Annotated in this window: 16 protein-coding genes; 9 read left to right on the top strand and 7 right to left on the bottom strand. The window is 72.2% G+C overall.

Annotation, left to right across the window (positions count from 1 at the left end):
• Nucleotides 1-13 precede the first annotated feature (13 nt).
• The 3 genes from ACZ6JY_RS39470 (at nucleotide 14) to ACZ6JY_RS39460 (ending at nucleotide 3,306) form a co-directional block, all read left to right on the top strand.
• A complete protein-coding gene (locus ACZ6JY_RS39470; protein WP_469204243.1) occupies nucleotides 14-379 on the top strand; it encodes an SH3 domain-containing protein in 366 nt (121 codons plus the stop codon).
• Between the two features lie 75 nt (nucleotides 380-454).
• Nucleotides 455-1,819, top strand: a complete 1,365-nt coding sequence (locus ACZ6JY_RS39465; RefSeq protein WP_469204241.1) for an FtsW/RodA/SpoVE family cell cycle protein — start codon at nucleotides 455-457, stop codon at nucleotides 1,817-1,819.
• A complete protein-coding gene (locus tag ACZ6JY_RS39460; RefSeq protein WP_469204239.1) occupies nucleotides 1,816-3,306 on the top strand; it encodes a peptidoglycan D,D-transpeptidase FtsI family protein in 1,491 nt (496 codons plus the stop codon). Before ACZ6JY_RS39465 ends, ACZ6JY_RS39460 begins: the two co-directional genes overlap by 4 nt.
• An 11-nt stretch (nucleotides 3,307-3,317) precedes the next feature.
• On the opposite strand, the gene ACZ6JY_RS39455 is transcribed toward ACZ6JY_RS39460, so the two are convergent.
• Nucleotides 3,318-4,424 carry a ferritin-like domain-containing protein gene (locus ACZ6JY_RS39455; protein WP_469204237.1) on the bottom strand — a complete coding sequence of 369 codons (1,107 nt, stop codon included), beginning with the start codon at nucleotides 4,422-4,424 and terminating at the stop codon, nucleotides 3,318-3,320.
• A 147-nt stretch (nucleotides 4,425-4,571) separates the two neighbouring features.
• Between ACZ6JY_RS39455 and ACZ6JY_RS39450 the strand changes: the two genes are divergently transcribed.
• The 4 genes from ACZ6JY_RS39450 (at nucleotide 4,572) to ACZ6JY_RS39435 (ending at nucleotide 7,921) form a co-directional block, all read left to right on the top strand.
• Nucleotides 4,572-5,510: an AurF N-oxygenase family protein gene (locus ACZ6JY_RS39450; RefSeq protein WP_469204235.1), complete on the top strand. Its 939-nt coding sequence runs from the start codon at nucleotides 4,572-4,574 to the stop codon at nucleotides 5,508-5,510.
• Nucleotides 5,511-5,562: 52 nt separating this feature from the next.
• The gene (locus tag ACZ6JY_RS39445; protein ID WP_469204233.1) at nucleotides 5,563-6,288 is read left to right on the top strand and encodes a TetR/AcrR family transcriptional regulator; all 726 of its coding nucleotides are present in this window, start codon (nucleotides 5,563-5,565) and stop codon (nucleotides 6,286-6,288) included.
• Between the two features lie 34 nt (nucleotides 6,289-6,322).
• Entirely contained in the window at nucleotides 6,323-6,622 is a 300-nt protein-coding gene (locus ACZ6JY_RS39440; RefSeq protein ID WP_469204231.1) for a hypothetical protein, read from the top strand.
• A 129-nt stretch (nucleotides 6,623-6,751) separates the two neighbouring features.
• Nucleotides 6,752-7,921, top strand: coding sequence for a C40 family peptidase (locus ACZ6JY_RS39435; RefSeq protein WP_469204229.1), 1,170 nt, complete (start codon nucleotides 6,752-6,754; stop codon nucleotides 7,919-7,921).
• Here ACZ6JY_RS39435 and ACZ6JY_RS39430 read toward each other — a convergent pair.
• From ACZ6JY_RS39430 to ACZ6JY_RS39410, 5 genes are read right to left on the bottom strand one after another with little or no spacing between them, the layout of a single operon-like run.
• Complete coding sequence (locus ACZ6JY_RS39430; protein WP_469204227.1) at nucleotides 7,891-9,129, bottom strand: styrene monooxygenase/indole monooxygenase family protein; 1,239 nt, start codon at nucleotides 9,127-9,129, stop codon at nucleotides 7,891-7,893. The two genes, ACZ6JY_RS39435 and ACZ6JY_RS39430, sit on opposite strands and share 31 nt — an antisense overlap.
• Nucleotides 9,130-9,189: 60 nt before the next feature.
• Nucleotides 9,190-9,807: a GTP-binding protein gene (locus ACZ6JY_RS39425; RefSeq protein WP_469204225.1), complete on the bottom strand. Its 618-nt coding sequence runs from the start codon at nucleotides 9,805-9,807 to the stop codon at nucleotides 9,190-9,192.
• Nucleotides 9,788-10,210 (bottom strand): DUF742 domain-containing protein, encoded by a 423-nt coding sequence (locus ACZ6JY_RS39420; RefSeq protein ID WP_469204223.1) that lies wholly within the window; start codon nucleotides 10,208-10,210, stop codon nucleotides 9,788-9,790. The genes ACZ6JY_RS39425 and ACZ6JY_RS39420 overlap by 20 nt, the downstream gene beginning before the upstream one ends.
• A complete protein-coding gene (locus ACZ6JY_RS39415) occupies nucleotides 10,207-10,749 on the bottom strand; it encodes a roadblock/LC7 domain-containing protein (RefSeq protein ID WP_469204221.1) in 543 nt (180 codons plus the stop codon). The genes ACZ6JY_RS39420 and ACZ6JY_RS39415 overlap by 4 nt, the downstream gene beginning before the upstream one ends.
• A gap of 8 nt (nucleotides 10,750-10,757) precedes the next feature.
• Entirely contained in the window at nucleotides 10,758-13,667 is a 2,910-nt protein-coding gene (locus tag ACZ6JY_RS39410; RefSeq protein ID WP_469204290.1) for a sensor histidine kinase, read from the bottom strand.
• Nucleotides 13,668-14,043: 376 nt separating this feature from the next.
• Between ACZ6JY_RS39410 and ACZ6JY_RS39405 the strand changes: the two genes are divergently transcribed.
• The gene (locus tag ACZ6JY_RS39405) at nucleotides 14,044-14,889 is read left to right on the top strand and encodes a hypothetical protein (RefSeq protein WP_469204219.1); all 846 of its coding nucleotides are present in this window, start codon (nucleotides 14,044-14,046) and stop codon (nucleotides 14,887-14,889) included.
• A 23-nt stretch (nucleotides 14,890-14,912) separates the two neighbouring features.
• Here the strand turns inward: ACZ6JY_RS39405 and ACZ6JY_RS39400 are convergent, their stop codons facing one another.
• Nucleotides 14,913-15,401 (bottom strand): MarR family winged helix-turn-helix transcriptional regulator, encoded by a 489-nt coding sequence (locus tag ACZ6JY_RS39400; protein WP_469204217.1) that lies wholly within the window; start codon nucleotides 15,399-15,401, stop codon nucleotides 14,913-14,915.
• Nucleotides 15,402-15,671: 270 nt separating this feature from the next.
• On the opposite strand from ACZ6JY_RS39400, the gene ACZ6JY_RS39395 reads away from it, so the two are divergent.
• Complete coding sequence (locus ACZ6JY_RS39395) at nucleotides 15,672-16,505, top strand: lysozyme (protein WP_469204215.1); 834 nt, start codon at nucleotides 15,672-15,674, stop codon at nucleotides 16,503-16,505.
• Nucleotides 16,506-16,737 lie beyond the last annotated feature (232 nt).

Genomic DNA, 16,737 nt, shown 5'->3' with positions numbered 1-16,737 from the left:
CGGAGGAGAACCCATGCCCCTGCGGACCACTGCCACCCGGCTCGGCATACTCGTCGCCGGCGGCGCCCTCACCGCCCTCACCCTCACCGGACCCGCCGTCGCCGGACCCGCCGTCGCCGCGGACGGCGCCGACAGCAAGGCGCCCGTCTACAAGGGCCGCGTCATCGCCAAGTCCGGCCTCCTGCTCCGCAACGCCCCCAACCGCGGCAGCCGCGTGATCCGCAGCGTGCCGTACGGCAAGGTGGTCACCATCTTCTGCAAGACGCGGGGTGAGCGGGTGGGCAACAACAAGCTCTGGTACCTGCTCACCGACGGCACGTGGGCGTGGGGTTCCGCGCACTACATCGCCAACATCGGCAAGGTGCCGCGCTGGTGCTGACGCCACCTCGCCCCATCCGGCCGACATAGCCGACATAAGCGGACTTCAGGGCTTGTCGCTTGCTACGTTCCCGGCATGACCGGAACACGAGCGGGCCCCGCACCCCCCACGGTGCCCGCCGTCCGCGTCCCCCGGCGCCGCGGCACCGAGCTCGCCCTGCTCGTCCTCGCCGTCCTGCTCTGCGTGTACGGCTACTGCGGTGTCGGCCTGGCCAGGCAGGGCTCCGTCCCACCCGGCGCCGTCGGTTACGGCGCCGGGCTCGGGGTGCTCGCCCTCCTCGCGCACATCGCCGTACGGCTCCGCGCCCCGTACGCCGATCCGCTGCCGCTGCCCATCGCGGTGCTGCTCAACGGGCTCGGCCTGGTGCTGATCTACCGCCTGGACCTTCAGACGCCGCACGACGAGGCCGCGCCCGCCCAGCTCGTCTGGTCCACCGTCGGCGTCGCGCTCTTCATCACCGTCGTGCTCCTGCTGCGCGACCACAGGACGCTCCAGCGCTACGCCTATCTCTCCGTCGTCGCCGCGCTGGCCCTGATGATCGTGCCGATCTTCTTCCCCGCCGTGAACGGCGCCCGGATCTGGATCAGGTTCGGCGGGCTCTCCATCCAGCCGGGCGAGTTCGCCAAGGTCCTGCTCGCCGTCTTCTTCGCCAGCTACCTGGCGGCCAACCGCAGCGCGCTGGCCTACACCGGCCGCACCGTCCGGCGGTTCACCCGCCTCCAGCTCCCCACCGGACGCGTCCTCGGGCCCGTCGTCGCGGTCTGGCTGCTGAGCGTCGGCGTCCTCGTACTCGAACGCGACCTCGGCACCTCGCTGCTCTTCTTCGGGCTCTTCGTGACCCTGCTGTACGTCGCCACGGGCCGCATCGGCTGGATCGCGGTCTGCCTGCTGCTCGCGGCGCTCGGCGCGTACGCCGTCGGCTCGCTCGAACCGCATGTGCACGGCCGCGTCCAGGACTGGCTGGACCCCTTCGCCTCCATCGAGGCGGGCGCGGGGCCCAACCAGCTGGCGCAGTCGCTCTTCGCCTTCGCGGCCGGCGGGATGCTCGGCACCGGGCTCGGGCTCGGCCACTCCGTCCTCATCGGCTTCGCCGCGAAGTCCGACTTCATCCTCGCCACGGCCGGCGAGGAGCTGGGGCTCGTGGGCCTCTGCGCGGTCTTCGCGCTCTACGCCCTGCTCGTCGAGCGCGGCTACCGCGCCGCTCTGGACCTGCGCGAACCCTTCGGGCGGCTGCTTGCGACCGGGCTCGCCTCGATCATCGCGCTCCAGGTCTTCGTCATCGCGGGCGGCGTGATGGGCCTCATCCCGCTCACCGGCATGGCGATGCCGTTCCTCGCGCAAGGTGGTTCGTCGGTCGTCACCAACTGGATCATCGTGGCGCTGCTCATCCGGGTCAGCGACTCGGCCCGCCGCCAGCTCGTGGCCCGGGAGGGCCGGTGACCCGGTACATCCGGCACGCCGCCGTGTTCTGCGCGCTGCTGCTCGTCGCCCTGCTGGTCAACGCCGTCCGCGTCCAGCTCGTCGATGCCGGGTCCCTGGACGACAACCCCGCCAACCGCCGCGTGCCCATCGTGCGCTTCGGTGAGCCGCGCGGCGACATCCTGGTCGACGGGGCCCCCGTCACCGGCTCCAAGGACACCGGGGAGCAGCTCCGCTACGAACGTACGTACAAGTACGGCCCGCTGTACGCTCCCGTGACCGGCTTCGCCTCGCAGGTCTACGGCACGTCCCTCCTGGAGGACGCCGAGGACGCCCTCCTCTCCGGCACCGATCCGATGCTCGCCCCGCTGCCGTTCTGGAACGACCTGACGCGCGCGCGGAGTCCGGGCGGCAAGGTGGAGACCACCATCAGGGCGGCGGTGCAGCGGGCCGCCTACTCCGGTCTGGGCGGCAGGCGGGGCGCGGTCGCCGCGCTCGAACCGGCGACCGGGAAGATCCTCGCCCTGGTCAGCGCCCCGTCGTACGACCCGGAGCGGCTCTCGGGGAACGGCGGGTCGGTGGCGGACGCCTGGGCGGAGCTGAACCAGGCCCGCGAGAAGCCGATGCTGAACCGCGCGATCCACCGGACCTATCCGCCGGGGTCGACGTTCAAGGTGGTCACGGCCGCCGCCGCGCTCGACTCGGGCACCGTGACGGATCTCGACGAGCCGACCAGGTCCCCGGACCCGTACACCCTGCCCGGCACCCGTACGCGGCTCACGAACGAGGTGGACGGCTGCACCGACGCCTCGCTGCGCCAGGCCTTCCAGTGGTCGTGCAACACGGTCTTCGCCAGGCTCGGGGTGGCCACGGGGCTGGAGTCGATGGTGCGCACCGCCCGGAACTTCGGCTTCAACGACGCGGGGCTTCGCATCCCCTCCGCCGTGGCGCGCAGCAACTTCGACACCTCCCTGGACAAGGCGCAGCTCGCGCTCTCCGCCATCGGGCAGTACGACACCCGGGCGACGCCGCTCCAGATGGCGATGGTCTCGGCGGCCGTCGCGAACGGCGGCTCGGTCAGGGCGCCGCACCTGGTGGAGCGGACGACCACGGACGACGGCGACGTGGTCGCCGCCACGGGGCACCGGACCCTGCGCCAGGCGATGCACCCGGCGACCGCGATGCGGCTGCGGGAGATGATGACGGACGTCGTCGAGAAGGGCACGGGGAAGAACGCCGCCATCCCCGGAGTGACCGTCGGCGGCAAGACGGGGACGGCGCAGCACGGCGTCGACAACAACGGGACGCCGTACGCCTGGTTCGTCTCCTGGGCGCAGGCCCCGGATGACCCGGAGCCCTCGGTGGCGGTGGCCGTGGTGATCGAGGACGCGGCGGCGGACCGCGGGGACATCAGCGGCGGCGGCAGCGCGGCGCCGATCGCCAGGGCCGTGATGGAGGCGGCCCTGGGGCCGGGAGCGGAAGCGGGCCGCGGGCCCGCCCCCGGCTGACCGGCGCGCCGCTATTCCTGGCCGCCCGCGGCGATGGTCTCCCCGACCTCCGTCACGCGCGCGTGCTCCTCGGCCGCGAAGCGTTCCGCGTCCAGCTTCTCGGCGATCTCCTCGTCCTGGAGCATGAGCTGGTCGAGATTGTGGTCGCCCATCTCGAAGACGCCCATGTCCACGTACGCCTCCTGGAGACGCTTGCCCCACAGGCCGATGTCCTTGACGCAGGGCACGATGCGGCTGAAGAGCAGTTGCCTGAACAGCGCGAGGAACTCTGACTGCTCGCTGTACTCCTCGGCCTGCGCCTTGGGGATGCCGAAGTTCTCCAGGACCTCGACGCCGCGCAGCCGGTCGCGCATCAGGTAGCAGCCCTCGATGACGAAGTCCTCGCGCTCGCGCAGCTCCGCGTCCGTGAGCTCCTTGTAGTAATCGCGCAGAGCCATCCGCCCGAAGGCGACGTGCCGGGCCTCGTCCTGCATCACGTACGCGAGGATCTGCCGGGGCAGCGGCTTGGTCGTGGTGTCGCGGATCATGCCGAACGCGGCGAGCGCGAGGCCCTCGATGAGGACCTGCATGCCGAGGTAGGGCATGTCCCAGCGGGAGTCGCGGAGGGTGTCGCCGAGCAGCGACTTGAGGTTGTCGTTGACGGGGTAGAGCAGCCCCATCTTCTCGTGCAGGAAGCGGCCGTAGATCTCGGCGTGCCGCGCCTCGTCCATGGTCTGGGTCGCGGAGTAGAACTTCGCGTCCAGGTCGGGGGCCGACTCCACGATGCGCGCCGCGCACACCATGGCGCCCTGTTCGCCGTGGAGGAACTGGCTGAACTGCCAGGACGTGTAGTGCTTGCGCAGCTCCCCCTTGTCCCGTTCGGTCATCTTCGCCCAGTGCGGGGTGCCGTAGAGCGACATCGACTCGTCGGGGGTGCCGAGGGGGTCGAGCGGGTCGACCTCCAGGTCCCAGTCGATGCGCGTGGCACCGTCCCACTGCTTGTCCTTCCCCTTCTGGTAGAGGGCCAGGAGACGATCGCGCCCTTCGTCGTACTCCCAGCTGAGACGGGCCGAACCGGCCGACGGAATCTGCCAGTTGGGCTCCCCGATAGGCATGGTGTAGAGCTCATGGGTCGACATACAGGCAGGCTCACACGCTCCTGGACAAGGGGTCAACAAGTGGCGCGCGAGGGATTGACGCCCTTACTGACAAGCAGTCTCATAAGAGGTGACCGCCGGTAACCCCACTTTCGGCGCCTCACCCCCGACGACAAGGCAGGTACCAGCATGTCGACCGTGCCGGAAGACGTTTCGCTCCAGGGGCTGCGGGACGCGCTCGGCCTGCTCAAGGACAGGGAGCAGGTGGCCGTCCGGCTCCTGGAGTCGTCCGCCAGGAACTCCTTCGACCCCGACAGGGACCTCGACTGGGAAGCCCCGCTCGAAGAGGGCAAGTGGTTCTGGCCGCCGGAGCTCGTCTCGCTCTACGACACCCCGATGTGGAAGCGGATGTCCGAGGAGCAGCGCCTCGACCTCGCCCGGCACGAGGCCGCCTCCCTCACCTCGCTGGGCATCTGGTTCGAGATCATCCTGATGCAGCTCCTCGTCCGGCACATCTACGACAAGTCGGTGACCAGCGCGCACGTGCGCTACGCGCTGACCGAGATCGCCGACGAGTGCCGCCACTCGATGATGTTCGCGCGCGTGATCGAGAAGAGCGGGACGCCGACGTACCCCGTCACCCGCCTCCACCACAACCTGGCGCGCGTCCTGAAGACCGTCTCCACGACGCCCGGCTCCTTCGCCTGCACGCTCCTCGGCGAGGAGATCCTCGACTGGATGCAGCGGCTCACCTTCCCCGACGAGCGCGTCCAGACGCTGGTGCGCGGTGTGACCCGTATCCATGTGGTCGAGGAGGCCCGTCATGTGCGGTACGCGCGTGAGGAGCTGCGGCGGCAGATGGTGACCGCGCCGCGCTGGGAGCGTGCGCTGACGCGGGTCAGCTGCGGGGAGGCGGCGCGGGTCTTCTCCATCGCGTTCGTGAACCCGGAGGTCTACACGAACGTCGGCCTGGACCGGGCGGAGGCCGTCGCGCAGGTCCGGGCGAGTGGGCACCGCAGGGAGGTCATGCAGACCGGGGCCAAGCGGCTCACGGACTTCCTGGACGACATAGGGGTGCTTCGGGGGGTCGGGCGGCGGCTCTGGAGGTCTTCGGGGCTGCTGGCGTAGCTCCACGGTCCCGCGCCCCTATGGGGTGCCCCGCCCGGTTACGCTGCGAGGCATGACCTCGCCGGCCACCACCCCCGCGTACCGCCGCCTGAGCGTCGAAGCGCGGCGGCGGCAGCTCCTGGAGTCCGCCCTGTCCCTCTTCGCGCACCGCGCGCCCGAAGACGTGAACCTCGATGACGTCGCGGAGGAGGCCGGAGTCTCCCGGCCGCTCGTCTACCGCTACTTCCCCGGCGGCAAGCAGCAGTTGTACGAGGCCGCGCTGCGCTCCGCGGCCGACGAGCTTGAGCAGTGCTTCGCCGAGCCCCCGACGGGCCCGCTCACCCAGCGGCTCTCGCGGGCGCTCGACAGGTACCTCGCCTTCGTGGACCAGCACGACGCCGGGTTCAGCGCGCTGCTCCAGGGCGGCAGCGTGGTGGAGACCTCACGGACCACCGCCATCGTGGACGGCGTCCGCAGGGCCGCCGCCGAGCACATCCTGGCCCACCTGGACGTGCCGGAGCCGGGCCCCTCGCTGCGGATGACCGTACGGATGTGGATCACCGCGGTCGAGGCGGCCTCGCTGATCTGGCTCGACGGGGAGAAGCAGCCGCCGCTGGACGAGCTGCGGGACATGCTGGTCGAGCAGTTCATGGCGGTGCTCGTCACGACGGCGGGACGCGACCCGCAGACGGCCGATGTCGTGCGGTGGGCGCTCGCCAAGGAGACGCCCGAGGGCCCCGTGGGCGGGCTCGCCCGGCGGGTGCTCCCCGTGGTCGCCGACGCGGCCCACCTGCTGTGAGGGCCCGCGCCGCCCGTGGTGTGACACTGGTGGCGTGAAGAGCGAAGAGACCCCCTTCGTGGGCGGCCCCCTGGACGGCCGGGTGCTCCCGGTGCTGCTCGGGCCGACCGGGCACCCGCCGAAGGTGTACCGCGTGCCCGTCCCCGACGACGCGGGCGGCCCGCCGACCGTCCTGGTCTACCGCAGGGCGCCCGCACAATCCGGCCGGCGCCTCTCGCTGACCGCGCGGTGGCGGTACGAGTACGACGAGAGCGGCGACAGGGGCGGCGGCCTGAAGTGGCCGTGGACCAAGCCCTCCGGGCCTCCTGGCCCCGAGCGTCCCGCCGCAAGCTGACACGCCGTCACCCACTGGACGGGTGACTTCATTGCGCCGACCGGACACCTTCCGGAGGCGGACCGCGGAAGTCGGGCCGATGCTCGCGGTGCGCGGCGGAAGGGCCGCCCGCGCACCGGAGGTGATGAGGTGTCAGGCAAGCTGCCGCGCTGGGTCTGCACGGGTGCCGTGGTCGGCGCCCTGATCACGGCCGCTCCCCCGGTCCAGGCGCTCCCGGCGCCGGCTCCGGACCCCGAAGACCGTTCCGTGCCCGCACTCCTGATGGACCTTCAGCGCCTCTACCGCAAAGCGGAGGACGCCACGGAGAAGTACAACGCCACCGCGGAGAAGCTGAAGAAGAAGCGCGCCCACGCCGCCGGCCTGCGCGCGCGGCTCGCCGAGGCGCGCGCGTCGCTCAGGGACAGCAGGGGCGACGCGGGCCGCCTCGCCCGCCAGCAGTACCAGAACGCCTCGGCCACCGACGTCTCCTCCTACCTCCGCCTGCTGCTCGCCCGCGACCCGCAGCACGCCCTCGCCCAGGGCCATGTGGTCGGCCGGGTCGCCGCCGACCGGGCCGCGACCGTGGAGCGCATGACCGGCGGCGCGAAAAAGGCGGACGCGCTGGCCGCGTCGGCGAAGCGGGCCGTGGACGAGCAGGCCGCTCTCGCCGCCCGGCGGAACAAGCAGCGGAACACGGTCGTCCGGCAGCTGAAGGAGGTCGAGGAGCTGCTCGCCTCGCTGACCGGCGACCAGCTCGCGTCGCTGCGCAAGGCCGAGGACGCGGGCGCGAAGAACAGCCAGAAGCGGTTCATCGCCACCCGCGCGCTCGGCGGCAGCCCCGCCAAGCGGGCACCCTCGCTGCGGGGCCACAAAGCCCTCACGTTCGCGGTGAAGCAGATCGGGCGGCCCTACAAGTGGGGCGCCGAGGGCCCCGAGGCGTACGACTGCTCGGGGCTGACCTCACGGGCCTGGCAGCGCGCGGGCCGCGACATCCCGCGCACCAGCCAGGAGCAGTGGAAGCGGCTGCGCCGCATCCCGCTGAACGAGCTGCGCCCCGGTGACCTCGTCATCTACTTCCCCAAGGCCACGCATGTCGCGATCTACCTCGGCGACGGCAAGGTCGTCCAGGCGCCCCGGCCCGGCGCCCGGATCAAGGTCTCGCCCATCGCCGCCAACCCCGTGCTCGGCGCGGTGCGGCCTGACCCCGGGGGCCGGGCCATGCGCGGCTACACCCCGCCGAAGCTGCCCAAGGGCGCCGCGTCGGGCAGCGACCTGGGATACCGCGACCGTCAGGCGCCGGCCGCCACGGCCTCCAGGTAGGCGGCGGCCTTCGCCGGGTCGTAGAAGTAGTCCTCGAAGTCCGCCGGGTCGTTGAAGCCGTTCGCGAAGCGGTCGGCCACCGGCTGGAGCTGGCCGCCCGCGCCGAGGATGTTCAGGACGTGCTCGGGCGGGGCGCCCAGCATCGCGTTCGTCCACTTGGTGACCGACCGGGCGGTCTCCCAGTAGCGGTCGAACGCCGACTGCATCCACGCCTCGTCGAAGGGCTTGTCACCGTGCTCGACGATGGAGGAGATGTACGAGGCGGCACACTTGGACGCCGAGTTGGAGCCCTGGCCCGTGATCGGGTCGTTGGCGACGACGACGTCCGCGACGCCGAGGACCAGACCGCCGCCGGGCAGCCGCCCGACCGGCTTGCGGACCGTCGGCGTGTACCGCCCGGCGAGCGTGCCGCCCGCGTCGGTCAGCTCGACCTTGGTGGCGCGCGCGTACTCCCAGGGCACGTACTTCTCCAGGAGTTCGAGCGTCAGCGCCAGGTGCTCCGAGGGGTCCTTGACGCCCTGGAAGACGTCCAGGGGGCCGCCGGGTACGCCCTCCCAGAAGAGGATGTCGGCGCGGCCCGTGTGGGTGACGGTCGGCATCACGAAGAGCTCGCCGACGCCGGGCACGAGGTTGCAGCGCACCGCGTCGAACTCGGGGTGCTCGGGGCGCGGGCCGAGACCGTGCACGTAGGCGACGGCGAGGGCGCGCTGCGGCTCGCTGAACGGGGAGCGGGCGGCGTCACGCTCGAACATCGAGACCAGCTCGCCCTTGCCCGCCGAGACGAGCACCAGGTCGTAGGTGCGCGCGAAGTAGTCGAGGTCGGATACCGCGGCGCCGTGGATGACGAGCTGGCCGCCGCGCTGCGCGAAGGTCTCCATCCAGCCGGCCATCTTCACGCGCTGGTCGACGGACTGCGCGTACCCGTCGAGCTTGCCGACCCAGTCGATGACGCGAGCGGTATCGGGGCCGGCGACGGAGACGCCGACGCCCTCGATCCGCGGGGCCTGCGACTCCCAGAAGTTCGCCTGGATGTCCCGCTCGTGCTGGAGCGCGGTGTGGAACATGCACTGGGTCGACATGACCCGCCCGGACCGGATCTCGTCCGCCGTCCGGTTGGACATCAGGGTGACCTCGTACCCCTGGGCCTGGAGTCCGAGGGCGATCTGGAGCCCGGACTGACCGGCTCCCACGACAAGTATCTTCCGCATGAGGGCACTACTCCTACGTACGTTCACAAAAGGCTGGGGTGAGGCTGTGGGGGGGTGTCGTCACTCGGGAGCGACGTCCAGCGCGTGGCCGACCAGGGCGAGCAGCGCCTCGATCGCCGAGATCCGCTGGCGCGCGTCCATGATCAGTACGGGTATGTGCGGCGGCACGGTCAGCGCCTCGCGCACATCGGCGGCCTCGAACTCCTGGCTGCCGTCGAAGTGGTTCACGGCCACGATGTACGGCAGGCCACAGCTCTCGAAGTAGTCGAGGGCCGGGAAGCAGTCGGACAGCCTGCGGGTGTCGGCGAGGACCACGGCGCCGATCGCGCCGCGCATCAGGTCGTCCCACATGAACCAGAAGCGCTGCTGTCCGGGCGTGCCGAAGAGGTAGAGCACCAGGTCGTCGTTGAGCGTGATGCGGCCGAAGTCCATGGCCACCGTGGTGGTCGTCTTCTCCGGTGTGTCGCTCAGGTCGTCGGTGCCGACGCTCGCCTGCGTCATCAGCGCCTCCGTCTGGAGGGGCGTGATCTCGGAGACGGCGGTCACCAGCGTCGTCTTGCCGACGCCGAAGCCGCCCGCCACCACGATCTTCGTGGCGATCGGGGCGCGTGACGTGTCCGTCTGCCAGGGCTGCAGCTGACCCTCGTCCTCGAGGAGTTCAGAGACGGCGGAGTCCACTCAGCACCCTTTCCAGCAGTGCGCGGTCGGGCCGGCCCGGGCCGTGGCCCGTTCCGTACACCCGGATCTTTCCCTGGTCGGCGAGGTCGCTCAGAAGTACGCGGACCACGCCGAGCGGCATCTTGAGGAGTGCCGCGATCTCCGCGACCGTGCGCATGCGGCGGCAGATCTCGACGATCGCCTGTATCTCCGGCATGACACGGGACGTGCCCTTGGTCAGTTCGAGGCGCTCGTCGGGGGCCTCGATGGCCGCGTTGCTCGCCACGAAGGTCTCGACGAGCAGGACGTGCCCGAAGCGGGTCCGTCCGCCGGTCAGCGAGTAGGGCCGCACGCGGGCGGGCTTTCGTGCGCCGCCGCGCTGGGGCAGCTTCGGCGCCGCACGGCCGCCGCTCCCGCCGCTCATCGGGCGTTCTCCAGCGACTGGCGCAGCTCGCTGCGGAGTTCGGGGGTGAGGACGTGTCCGGCGCGGCCGACGAAGAGGGCCATGTGGTACGCGACGACGCTCATGTCGCAGTCCGGGGTGGCGTGCACCCCGAGCAGCGAACCGTCGCTGACCGACATGACGAAGAGGCTGCCCTCCTCCATCGCGACCACGGTCTGCTTGACCGGGCCGCCGTCCATCAGCTTGGCGGCGCCCACGGTGAGGGAGCCGAGTCCGGACACGATGGTGGCGAGGTCGGCGCTGGACCCCTTGGGGCCCTTGGGGGCCGCCGAGGGGCGTTCGGCGTTCTGCCCGGGGTCGGAGGAGAGCAGCAGGAGTCCGTCGGACGAGACCACCGCGACGGAGAGGATCCCGGGCACCTCCTCCACGAGGTTCGTCAGCAGCCAGTGCAGATTGCGGGCTTCACGGCTCAGGCCGTACTGCCCGGGTCCTGTCCTGCCGCCGGACGTGGCGGGTGCGGCGGATTCGGCGGGTGCGACGGAAGAACTGGGCGTGCGCATGGGCGCAGTCAACTGCTTGCCTCCTCGACTGAGTCCCCCATTACGTCTACGTCTGCGGCCTTTACGTTCTTTTCGTTACCTTGCGACGGTTCGTCGCGCTGCGCCGGGTCTGACGTGGTCGGTGTCTCGGCCGGCTCCTCCCCCGCGATCTCGGCCTCCACGTCCCGCCGGCCGCTCTCCGCGCCCTGGTGGAAGCCGCCGAGGCGGCGGCGGAGCGCCGAGGCGTCCACGGAGCCGCCGCGCGGCCTCGGCACGGTGGCCGCGGGCGCGGTGATCTTCGGCGTGCGCTTGGGCAGGCCCTTGTCGGTGACGCGCTCCCACTTGGGCGGCCTGGGGGCCGCCTCGGGGTCGGGTTCCGGTGTCGGCTCGGGTTCCGGTGTCGGCTCTTGCTGCGGGTCCGCTTCAGGTGCGCGGGGCGGCGCGAGCTCCATGGTCGTCTCGGACGAGGGCGCGGGCGCGGCTTCGGCCTCGGGCTCGGGCTCGGGCTCGGGCTCGCTCGCGTCAACCTGCGGCTCGGGCTTCGGGAGTGCCGTCTCCAGGGTCCGCTCGGCCGCCGCGATCAGCGGGTCGCCGCCGTCCTCCGAAACGGCGGTCAGCCGGCCCGGGATGACGTTGGAGTTGGCCTCGGCCTCCGAGCCCGGCAGATGAACGACGCTCTCCCCGGCCGCGCCCGGGGTGACCACCCCGCCGGGCGCCCCCGCCAGGTCCGGCGCCGCGGCGAGGATCGACTTGGGCAGCACCACGACCGCCGCCGTGCCGCCCTGCTTCTGCTCCCGCAGCCGCACCCGGGCCCCGTGCCGCGCGGCGAGCCGCGCCACGACGTAGAGGCCGAGCCCGAGGCCGTCACCGCTCTCCTGGTCGTACGCGTCGTCCGGGTCGAAGTCGGTGAGGCGGGCGTTGAGCTCGCGCATGCGGTCCTCGGCGACGCCGATGCCCTCGTCCTGCACGGAGAGCATGACCTCGCCGTTCTCCAGGAGCCAGCCGGAGACCTCGACGGGGGCGTCCGGCGGCGAGAACGAGGTCGCGTTCTCCAGGAGCTCGGCGGTGAGATGGCTGATGTCGTCCGCGGCGAAGCCGGCGATGTGGGCGTGCGGCGGCAGCGTGGCGATGCGGACGCGTTCGTACCGCTCGATCTCGGAGACGGCGGCCCGCACCACGTCGACCAGCGGGACGGCGCCGGGGTTCTGGTGGCCGTGCTCGGCGCCCGCGAGGACCAGGAGGTTCTCGCTGTGGCGGCGCATGACCGTGGCGAGGTGGTCGAGCTTGAAGAGCGTCGAGAGACGCTCCGGGTCCTGCTCGCGGTCCTCCAGGTTCTCGATGACGGCGAGCTGGCGCTCGACCAGGCCCAGGGTGCGCAGGGCCAGGTTCACGAACGTGCCGTGGATGGACTGGCGTACGCGGTCCAGGTGCGTGGAGGCCTCGGCCAGCTCGGCACGGAGGGCGTCGCGCTCGTCGGCCATGGTCCGGCGCTTGCCGATGAGGTGCTTGCGGTCGGCTTCGAGCGTGGTCAGACGCTCGGTGAGCGCGGCGGCGTGGCCGTGCAGGGCGTTGACGGAGCGTACGACCTGGGCGAACTCGTCGTCGCGGCCGGTGAAACGAATCGGCTCCTGGGGCGCGGGCTCGGTGGCGAGACGGGCCGAGCCCAGGCGCAGGACGGCGAGCGGCCGGGTCAGCGAGCGGGCCATGGCCATGGAGACGCCGACGGCGGCGAGCAGGCAGACGCCGATGAGCGCGACCCGGATCTCCAGGGCCGTGACGTCGTCGTCGCGGAGCTGGGCGAGGTGCTTGGTGCGCTCGACGCCGAGCGCGGACTCGGTGCCGCGCATCAGCTCGATGCGGGCGGAGAGGGCCGCGTCGAGCTTCTTGGGGTCGTAGGCCAGCTCGGCGTCGGAGAGCGTCGGCTGGTCGGTGAGGCGCTTGAGGTACTTCTCGGCGGCGCCGACGTCGGAGCCCGTGACCGTCGACTCGTACGTGGCGCGGGCGGGGTCGTCCGCGGTGTCCGAGAAGTCGGCGAGCGCCGCCAGTTCACGGGTACGGGCCTGCTGGGCGGCGGCGCTGAGCCCTTCGCGGCGCTTCGCGGCCTCCGGCGACTCCTCGGTGACGGTGCTCGGCAGCCCCGTCACCGGGTCGACGCCCGGCGTGGTGGAGGCCGGCCGCGGCACGGCGAGGGCGGCCAGGAGCAGGCCGCGGGCGGCGGCGGCCTGCTCGACGGCGTGGTCGAGGTCGACGAGGGCGAAGGCCCCTTCGTTGGCCTCGGGCGGCAGCCGCTCGGCCAGGTCGCGGGTGAAGCCGTGCAGTTCGGTGATGACCTTCGTGTACGCCTCGTGGGCGTCGAGGGCGCTGCTCTTGCCGGTGAGCGCGGCCCGTCGGACGGCGGCGATGTCGGCGAGGTCGCCGCGGAGCCCGGTGGGGGCGTCGGCCTCCCGGAGCTCGTCGATCTGCCGGTCCACGCGGGCGCTGCGGCTCTCGGAGAGACCCCTGCCCTGCGGGCGGCCCGCGGCGATGAAGGACGTGACCTCGTCGCGCTCGTCGGCGAGCGAGTGGCCGAGGGAGACCGCCTGCTGCGTCTGCTCGGCGAGGGTCACCAGGCTCTGCGTGTCGTTCAGCCGGTCGGAGGCGGCGATGACGGCGGGGGCGCCCGCCCCTGCGATCGCGGCGGCCACGACCGCCACGGCGACGATCAGCCGGTTGCGTACGCGGGCGGTGGGCCGCTCGGTGGCGGCGGGGGCGCCGCCGGCGGGCGTCCTGGGTGTGGGGGCCGACGCGGGCGAAGGCTCGGCGGCAGGGGCCTCCGTCACCTCGTCCGTCTCCGTCACGGGGTCCGTGACGGTGCGCTCCGGCGCTTGCTCGGTCGGGTTGGTCGCGTCCGGCGTGGTCCCTTCCGGGGCCGTCTGCTTGCCTTTGCGCCGAGGCCGCATCTTCTGCACCGGTGCTCGCATTCTTGTTCTCGGCTGACCTGGGCCCGGATGACGGTATGTCAACACGAGTGCGCCCCAGGTACGGCTCCAGACCATTCCAGTGCCATTGGGTGGCGGACGCGCATCGTCTGCCTGGCCACCCGAAGGAGTGAACATCGGCGAGGAGTTGGCGGGCAAGTCCTCACTGGGCCGCCACCGGGCCCGTTCGGGGCGCCGGTTGGACGTTGCCGGACGCCTTTGGCAGTATTCGCCGCCACACGTCGGCGGAGTTGATCATTCCGGCCCAATTCCGGCGCGTGACCTGCTGGTACAGGCCAAATCGGCGCGCTTCACCGCCCCCGAGGGGGCTGATGAATGCCTCATGCAGACTGGCTGAATGCGTATCGAACTCGCCACTGAGCCCGGAGACCCCGCACGCCCCAACGAGGACTACGCGTCGGTCACGCTTCCCGCGTCCGGACAGGGTGGTTCGCTCGTTCTCCTGGACGGCGTGACGCCGCCGGAGGGTGCGGTGGGCTGTCCGCATTCCGTCCCCTGGTTCACCGCCCGGCTGGGCGGCGCGCTGGGTGAACTGTCCGCTTCGCGACGAGATATGACGCTCCCTGAGGTGCTGGCCGAGGCCATCACGCGTACCGCCGAAGCGCACGGTTCAACCTGTGACCTTTCTCACCCGCGCACCCCACAGGCGACGGTGGTGCTCATGCGTTGGGACGCCGAGCGCGTCGAACATCTGGTCCTCTCCGACTCGGCGCTGCTGCTCGCGGGGCCCGACGGCGGGGTGACCGCGGTCCTGGACCGCCGCCTCGCGGAACTGCCGCCCGCGGTGCGGGCGCTGCGCGACCAGGTGCGCGCCCTGCCGCGCGGCTCGGCCGAGCGCGAGGTGGCGGGACGCGCGTACGGGGCGGCGGTCGAGGCCCTGCGCAACGCCGAGGACGGCTTCTACACCGCCGCGGCCGACCCCTCGGCGGCCCTGCGCGCCGTCACCGGCGAGGCGCCGCGGACGGAGGTCACGGCGGTGGCGGCGCTGACCGACGGGGCGTCGCGCTGGGTGGAGACGTTCCGCGAGGGCGACTGGGCCGACTGTCTCGCGCTCGTCCGCAAGGAGGGCCCGCAGCACCTGATCGACCGGGTCAGGGAGCTGGAGCTCGCCGACCCCGACCGCCTCGCCTTCCCGCGCGGCAAGCGCCACGACGACGCGGCGGTCGTCTACGCGGAGCTCTGACCCGCGGCCTTCGCCCGGCCCCCTCAGCCCTCGGCGCTGCTGTTGAGCTGGCCGAGCAGCCGGGCCAGCTCGGCGACCTCGGCGCGGTCCCAGTCCTGGAGCCGGCGCACGTACTGGGCGCGGCGGGCGGCGCGGACCGTGCGGAAGCGGGTGCGGCCTTCGCGGGTGAGCCGGATCAGCCAGGCGCGGCCGTCCGCCGGGTCGGGCTCGCGGGAGACGAGGCCGAGCTCCTCCATGGCCCGGAGCTGGCGGCTCATGGTCGCCTTGCCGACGCCGATGTACGCGGCCAGTTCGGTGGCCCGCTGCGGCCCCCCGTCGTCCAGGCAGACGAGCAGGCCGTACGCGGCGGGCTCCAGGTCGGGGTGGACCTGGCGCGCCATCTCACCGGACGAGGCCCGCGCCCGGCGCATCAGGAGCGTCAACTCCCGCTCCAGGGAGAGGAACTCACGGTCCGCCCCCGGCTCGGCGGCTGCGCCGTCCCCGCCCCGCACGCCCTCTTCTGCAGCACTCATGTCCCGCTTTCCCGATTCTGAAAGTTTCCGCCGGAAGGCTTCCCCGCCGCGGTCGCGGCGACAGCGGCCTGACCAGTATTTCGCAAGGTCGGAACGGTGCCGCTCCGGCGCCTCCGTCACAGGAGTGGACCAACGGCAGCGGCTTGCCCCTCTTCCCCGGCGGCGGTCTACGTGCGTAGCTTTTCAAGTGACATGTTCACACCACGGCAGTCGCCGTGGCATGTCGACAGGTCCCCACCGAGCACCACCGAGGCCATCGGAGGCACGCACATGCCCGTGCACAGACCCGGATCGGCCCGCCGCTCGCGCTTGTCGCCGGCGGGGGTTCTCCTCGCAGCACTCTCCGCGCTCTCCCTCCTCCTCACGCTCCCCACACCGGCCCAGGCGGACGACGTCCCGCCGCGCGGCTCCGCCCGCCTCGGCCAGGGCGTCATCGAGCACGACGGCCAGGGCGGCCGCCCCTCCGGCGGTGAGGCCACCCAGACCGAGGGCGTCGACGTCAGCAGCCACCAGGGCAACGTCGCCTGGCAGACCCTCTGGAACAGCGGGGTGAAGTGGGCCTACGTCAAGGCCACCGAGGGCACGTACTACAAGAACCCCTACTTCGCCCAGCAGTACAACGGCTCGTACAACGTGGGCATGATCCGCGGCGCGTACCACTTCGCGACGCCGGACACCACGAGCGGTGCCGCGCAGGCGAACTACTTCGTGGACAACGGCGGCGGCTGGTCCCGTGACGGCAAGACGCTGCCGGGCGCCCTGGACATCGAGTGGAACCCGTACGGGGCGGCCTGCTTCGGCAAGTCGCAGTCGGGGATGGTGAGCTGGATCCGCGACTTCCTGACCACGTACAAGGCGCGCACCGGGCGCGACGCGGTGATCTACACCGCGACGAGCTGGTGGAAGCAGTGCACCGGCAACTACAGCGGCTTCGGCGCGAGCAACCCGCTGTGGATCGCCCGCTACAACACCAGCCCGGGTGAACTCCCGGCCGGCTGGGGCTTCCACACCATGTGGCAGTACACCTCGTCGGGGCCGACGGTCGGCGACCACAACAAGTTCAACGGCGCCCTCGACCGGGTCCGGGCGCTCGCCAACGGCTGAGCACACGGCGGTGGGGGGGGGGGGGGGGGGGGGGGGGGGGGGGGGGGAGCGGGGGGGGGGGGGGGGGGGGGGGGGGGGGGGGGGGTGGGAGGGGGGGGGGGGGGGGGGGGGGGGGGGGGGGGGGGAAGAGGGGGGGGGGGGGGGGGGGGGGGGGGGAGGGGGGAGGGGGGGGGGGGGGGGGAGGGGGGGGGAAAAGGGGGGGGGGGGGGGCGGTTTCCCCGCGCCGGTGCCG

This window comes from Streptomyces sp. NPDC046335 (assembly GCF_055587985.1).
The sequence above is the reverse complement of the archived record's forward strand: the minus strand, read 5'-3'. Positions and strand labels throughout refer to the sequence as shown.

Excerpts from the sequence above, each read along its gene's own strand:
- ACZ6JY_RS39470 (WP_469204243.1), top strand. The coding sequence starts at position 14 with ATGCCCCTGCGGACCACTGCCACCCGGCTCGGCATACTCGTCGCCGGC.
- ACZ6JY_RS39465 (WP_469204241.1), top strand. The coding sequence starts at position 455 with ATGACCGGAACACGAGCGGGCCCCGCACCCCCCACGGTGCCCGCCGTC.
- ACZ6JY_RS39455 (WP_469204237.1), bottom strand. The coding sequence starts at position 4,424 with ATGTCGACCCATGAGCTCTACACCATGCCTATCGGGGAGCCCAACTGG.
- ACZ6JY_RS39450 (WP_469204235.1), top strand. The coding sequence starts at position 4,572 with ATGTCGACCGTGCCGGAAGACGTTTCGCTCCAGGGGCTGCGGGACGCG.
- ACZ6JY_RS39445 (WP_469204233.1), top strand. The coding sequence starts at position 5,563 with ATGACCTCGCCGGCCACCACCCCCGCGTACCGCCGCCTGAGCGTCGAA.
- ACZ6JY_RS39430 (WP_469204227.1), bottom strand. The coding sequence starts at position 9,129 with ATGCGGAAGATACTTGTCGTGGGAGCCGGTCAGTCCGGGCTCCAGATC.
- ACZ6JY_RS39420 (WP_469204223.1), bottom strand. The coding sequence starts at position 10,210 with ATGAGCGGCGGGAGCGGCGGCCGTGCGGCGCCGAAGCTGCCCCAGCGC.
- ACZ6JY_RS39415 (WP_469204221.1), bottom strand. The coding sequence starts at position 10,749 with ATGCGCACGCCCAGTTCTTCCGTCGCACCCGCCGAATCCGCCGCACCC.
- ACZ6JY_RS39410 (WP_469204290.1), bottom strand. The coding sequence starts at position 13,667 with ATGCGGCCTCGGCGCAAAGGCAAGCAGACGGCCCCGGAAGGGACCACG.
- ACZ6JY_RS39405 (WP_469204219.1), top strand. The coding sequence starts at position 14,044 with ATGCGTATCGAACTCGCCACTGAGCCCGGAGACCCCGCACGCCCCAAC.
- ACZ6JY_RS39400 (WP_469204217.1), bottom strand. The coding sequence starts at position 15,401 with ATGAGTGCTGCAGAAGAGGGCGTGCGGGGCGGGGACGGCGCAGCCGCC.
- ACZ6JY_RS39395 (WP_469204215.1), top strand. The coding sequence starts at position 15,672 with ATGCCCGTGCACAGACCCGGATCGGCCCGCCGCTCGCGCTTGTCGCCG.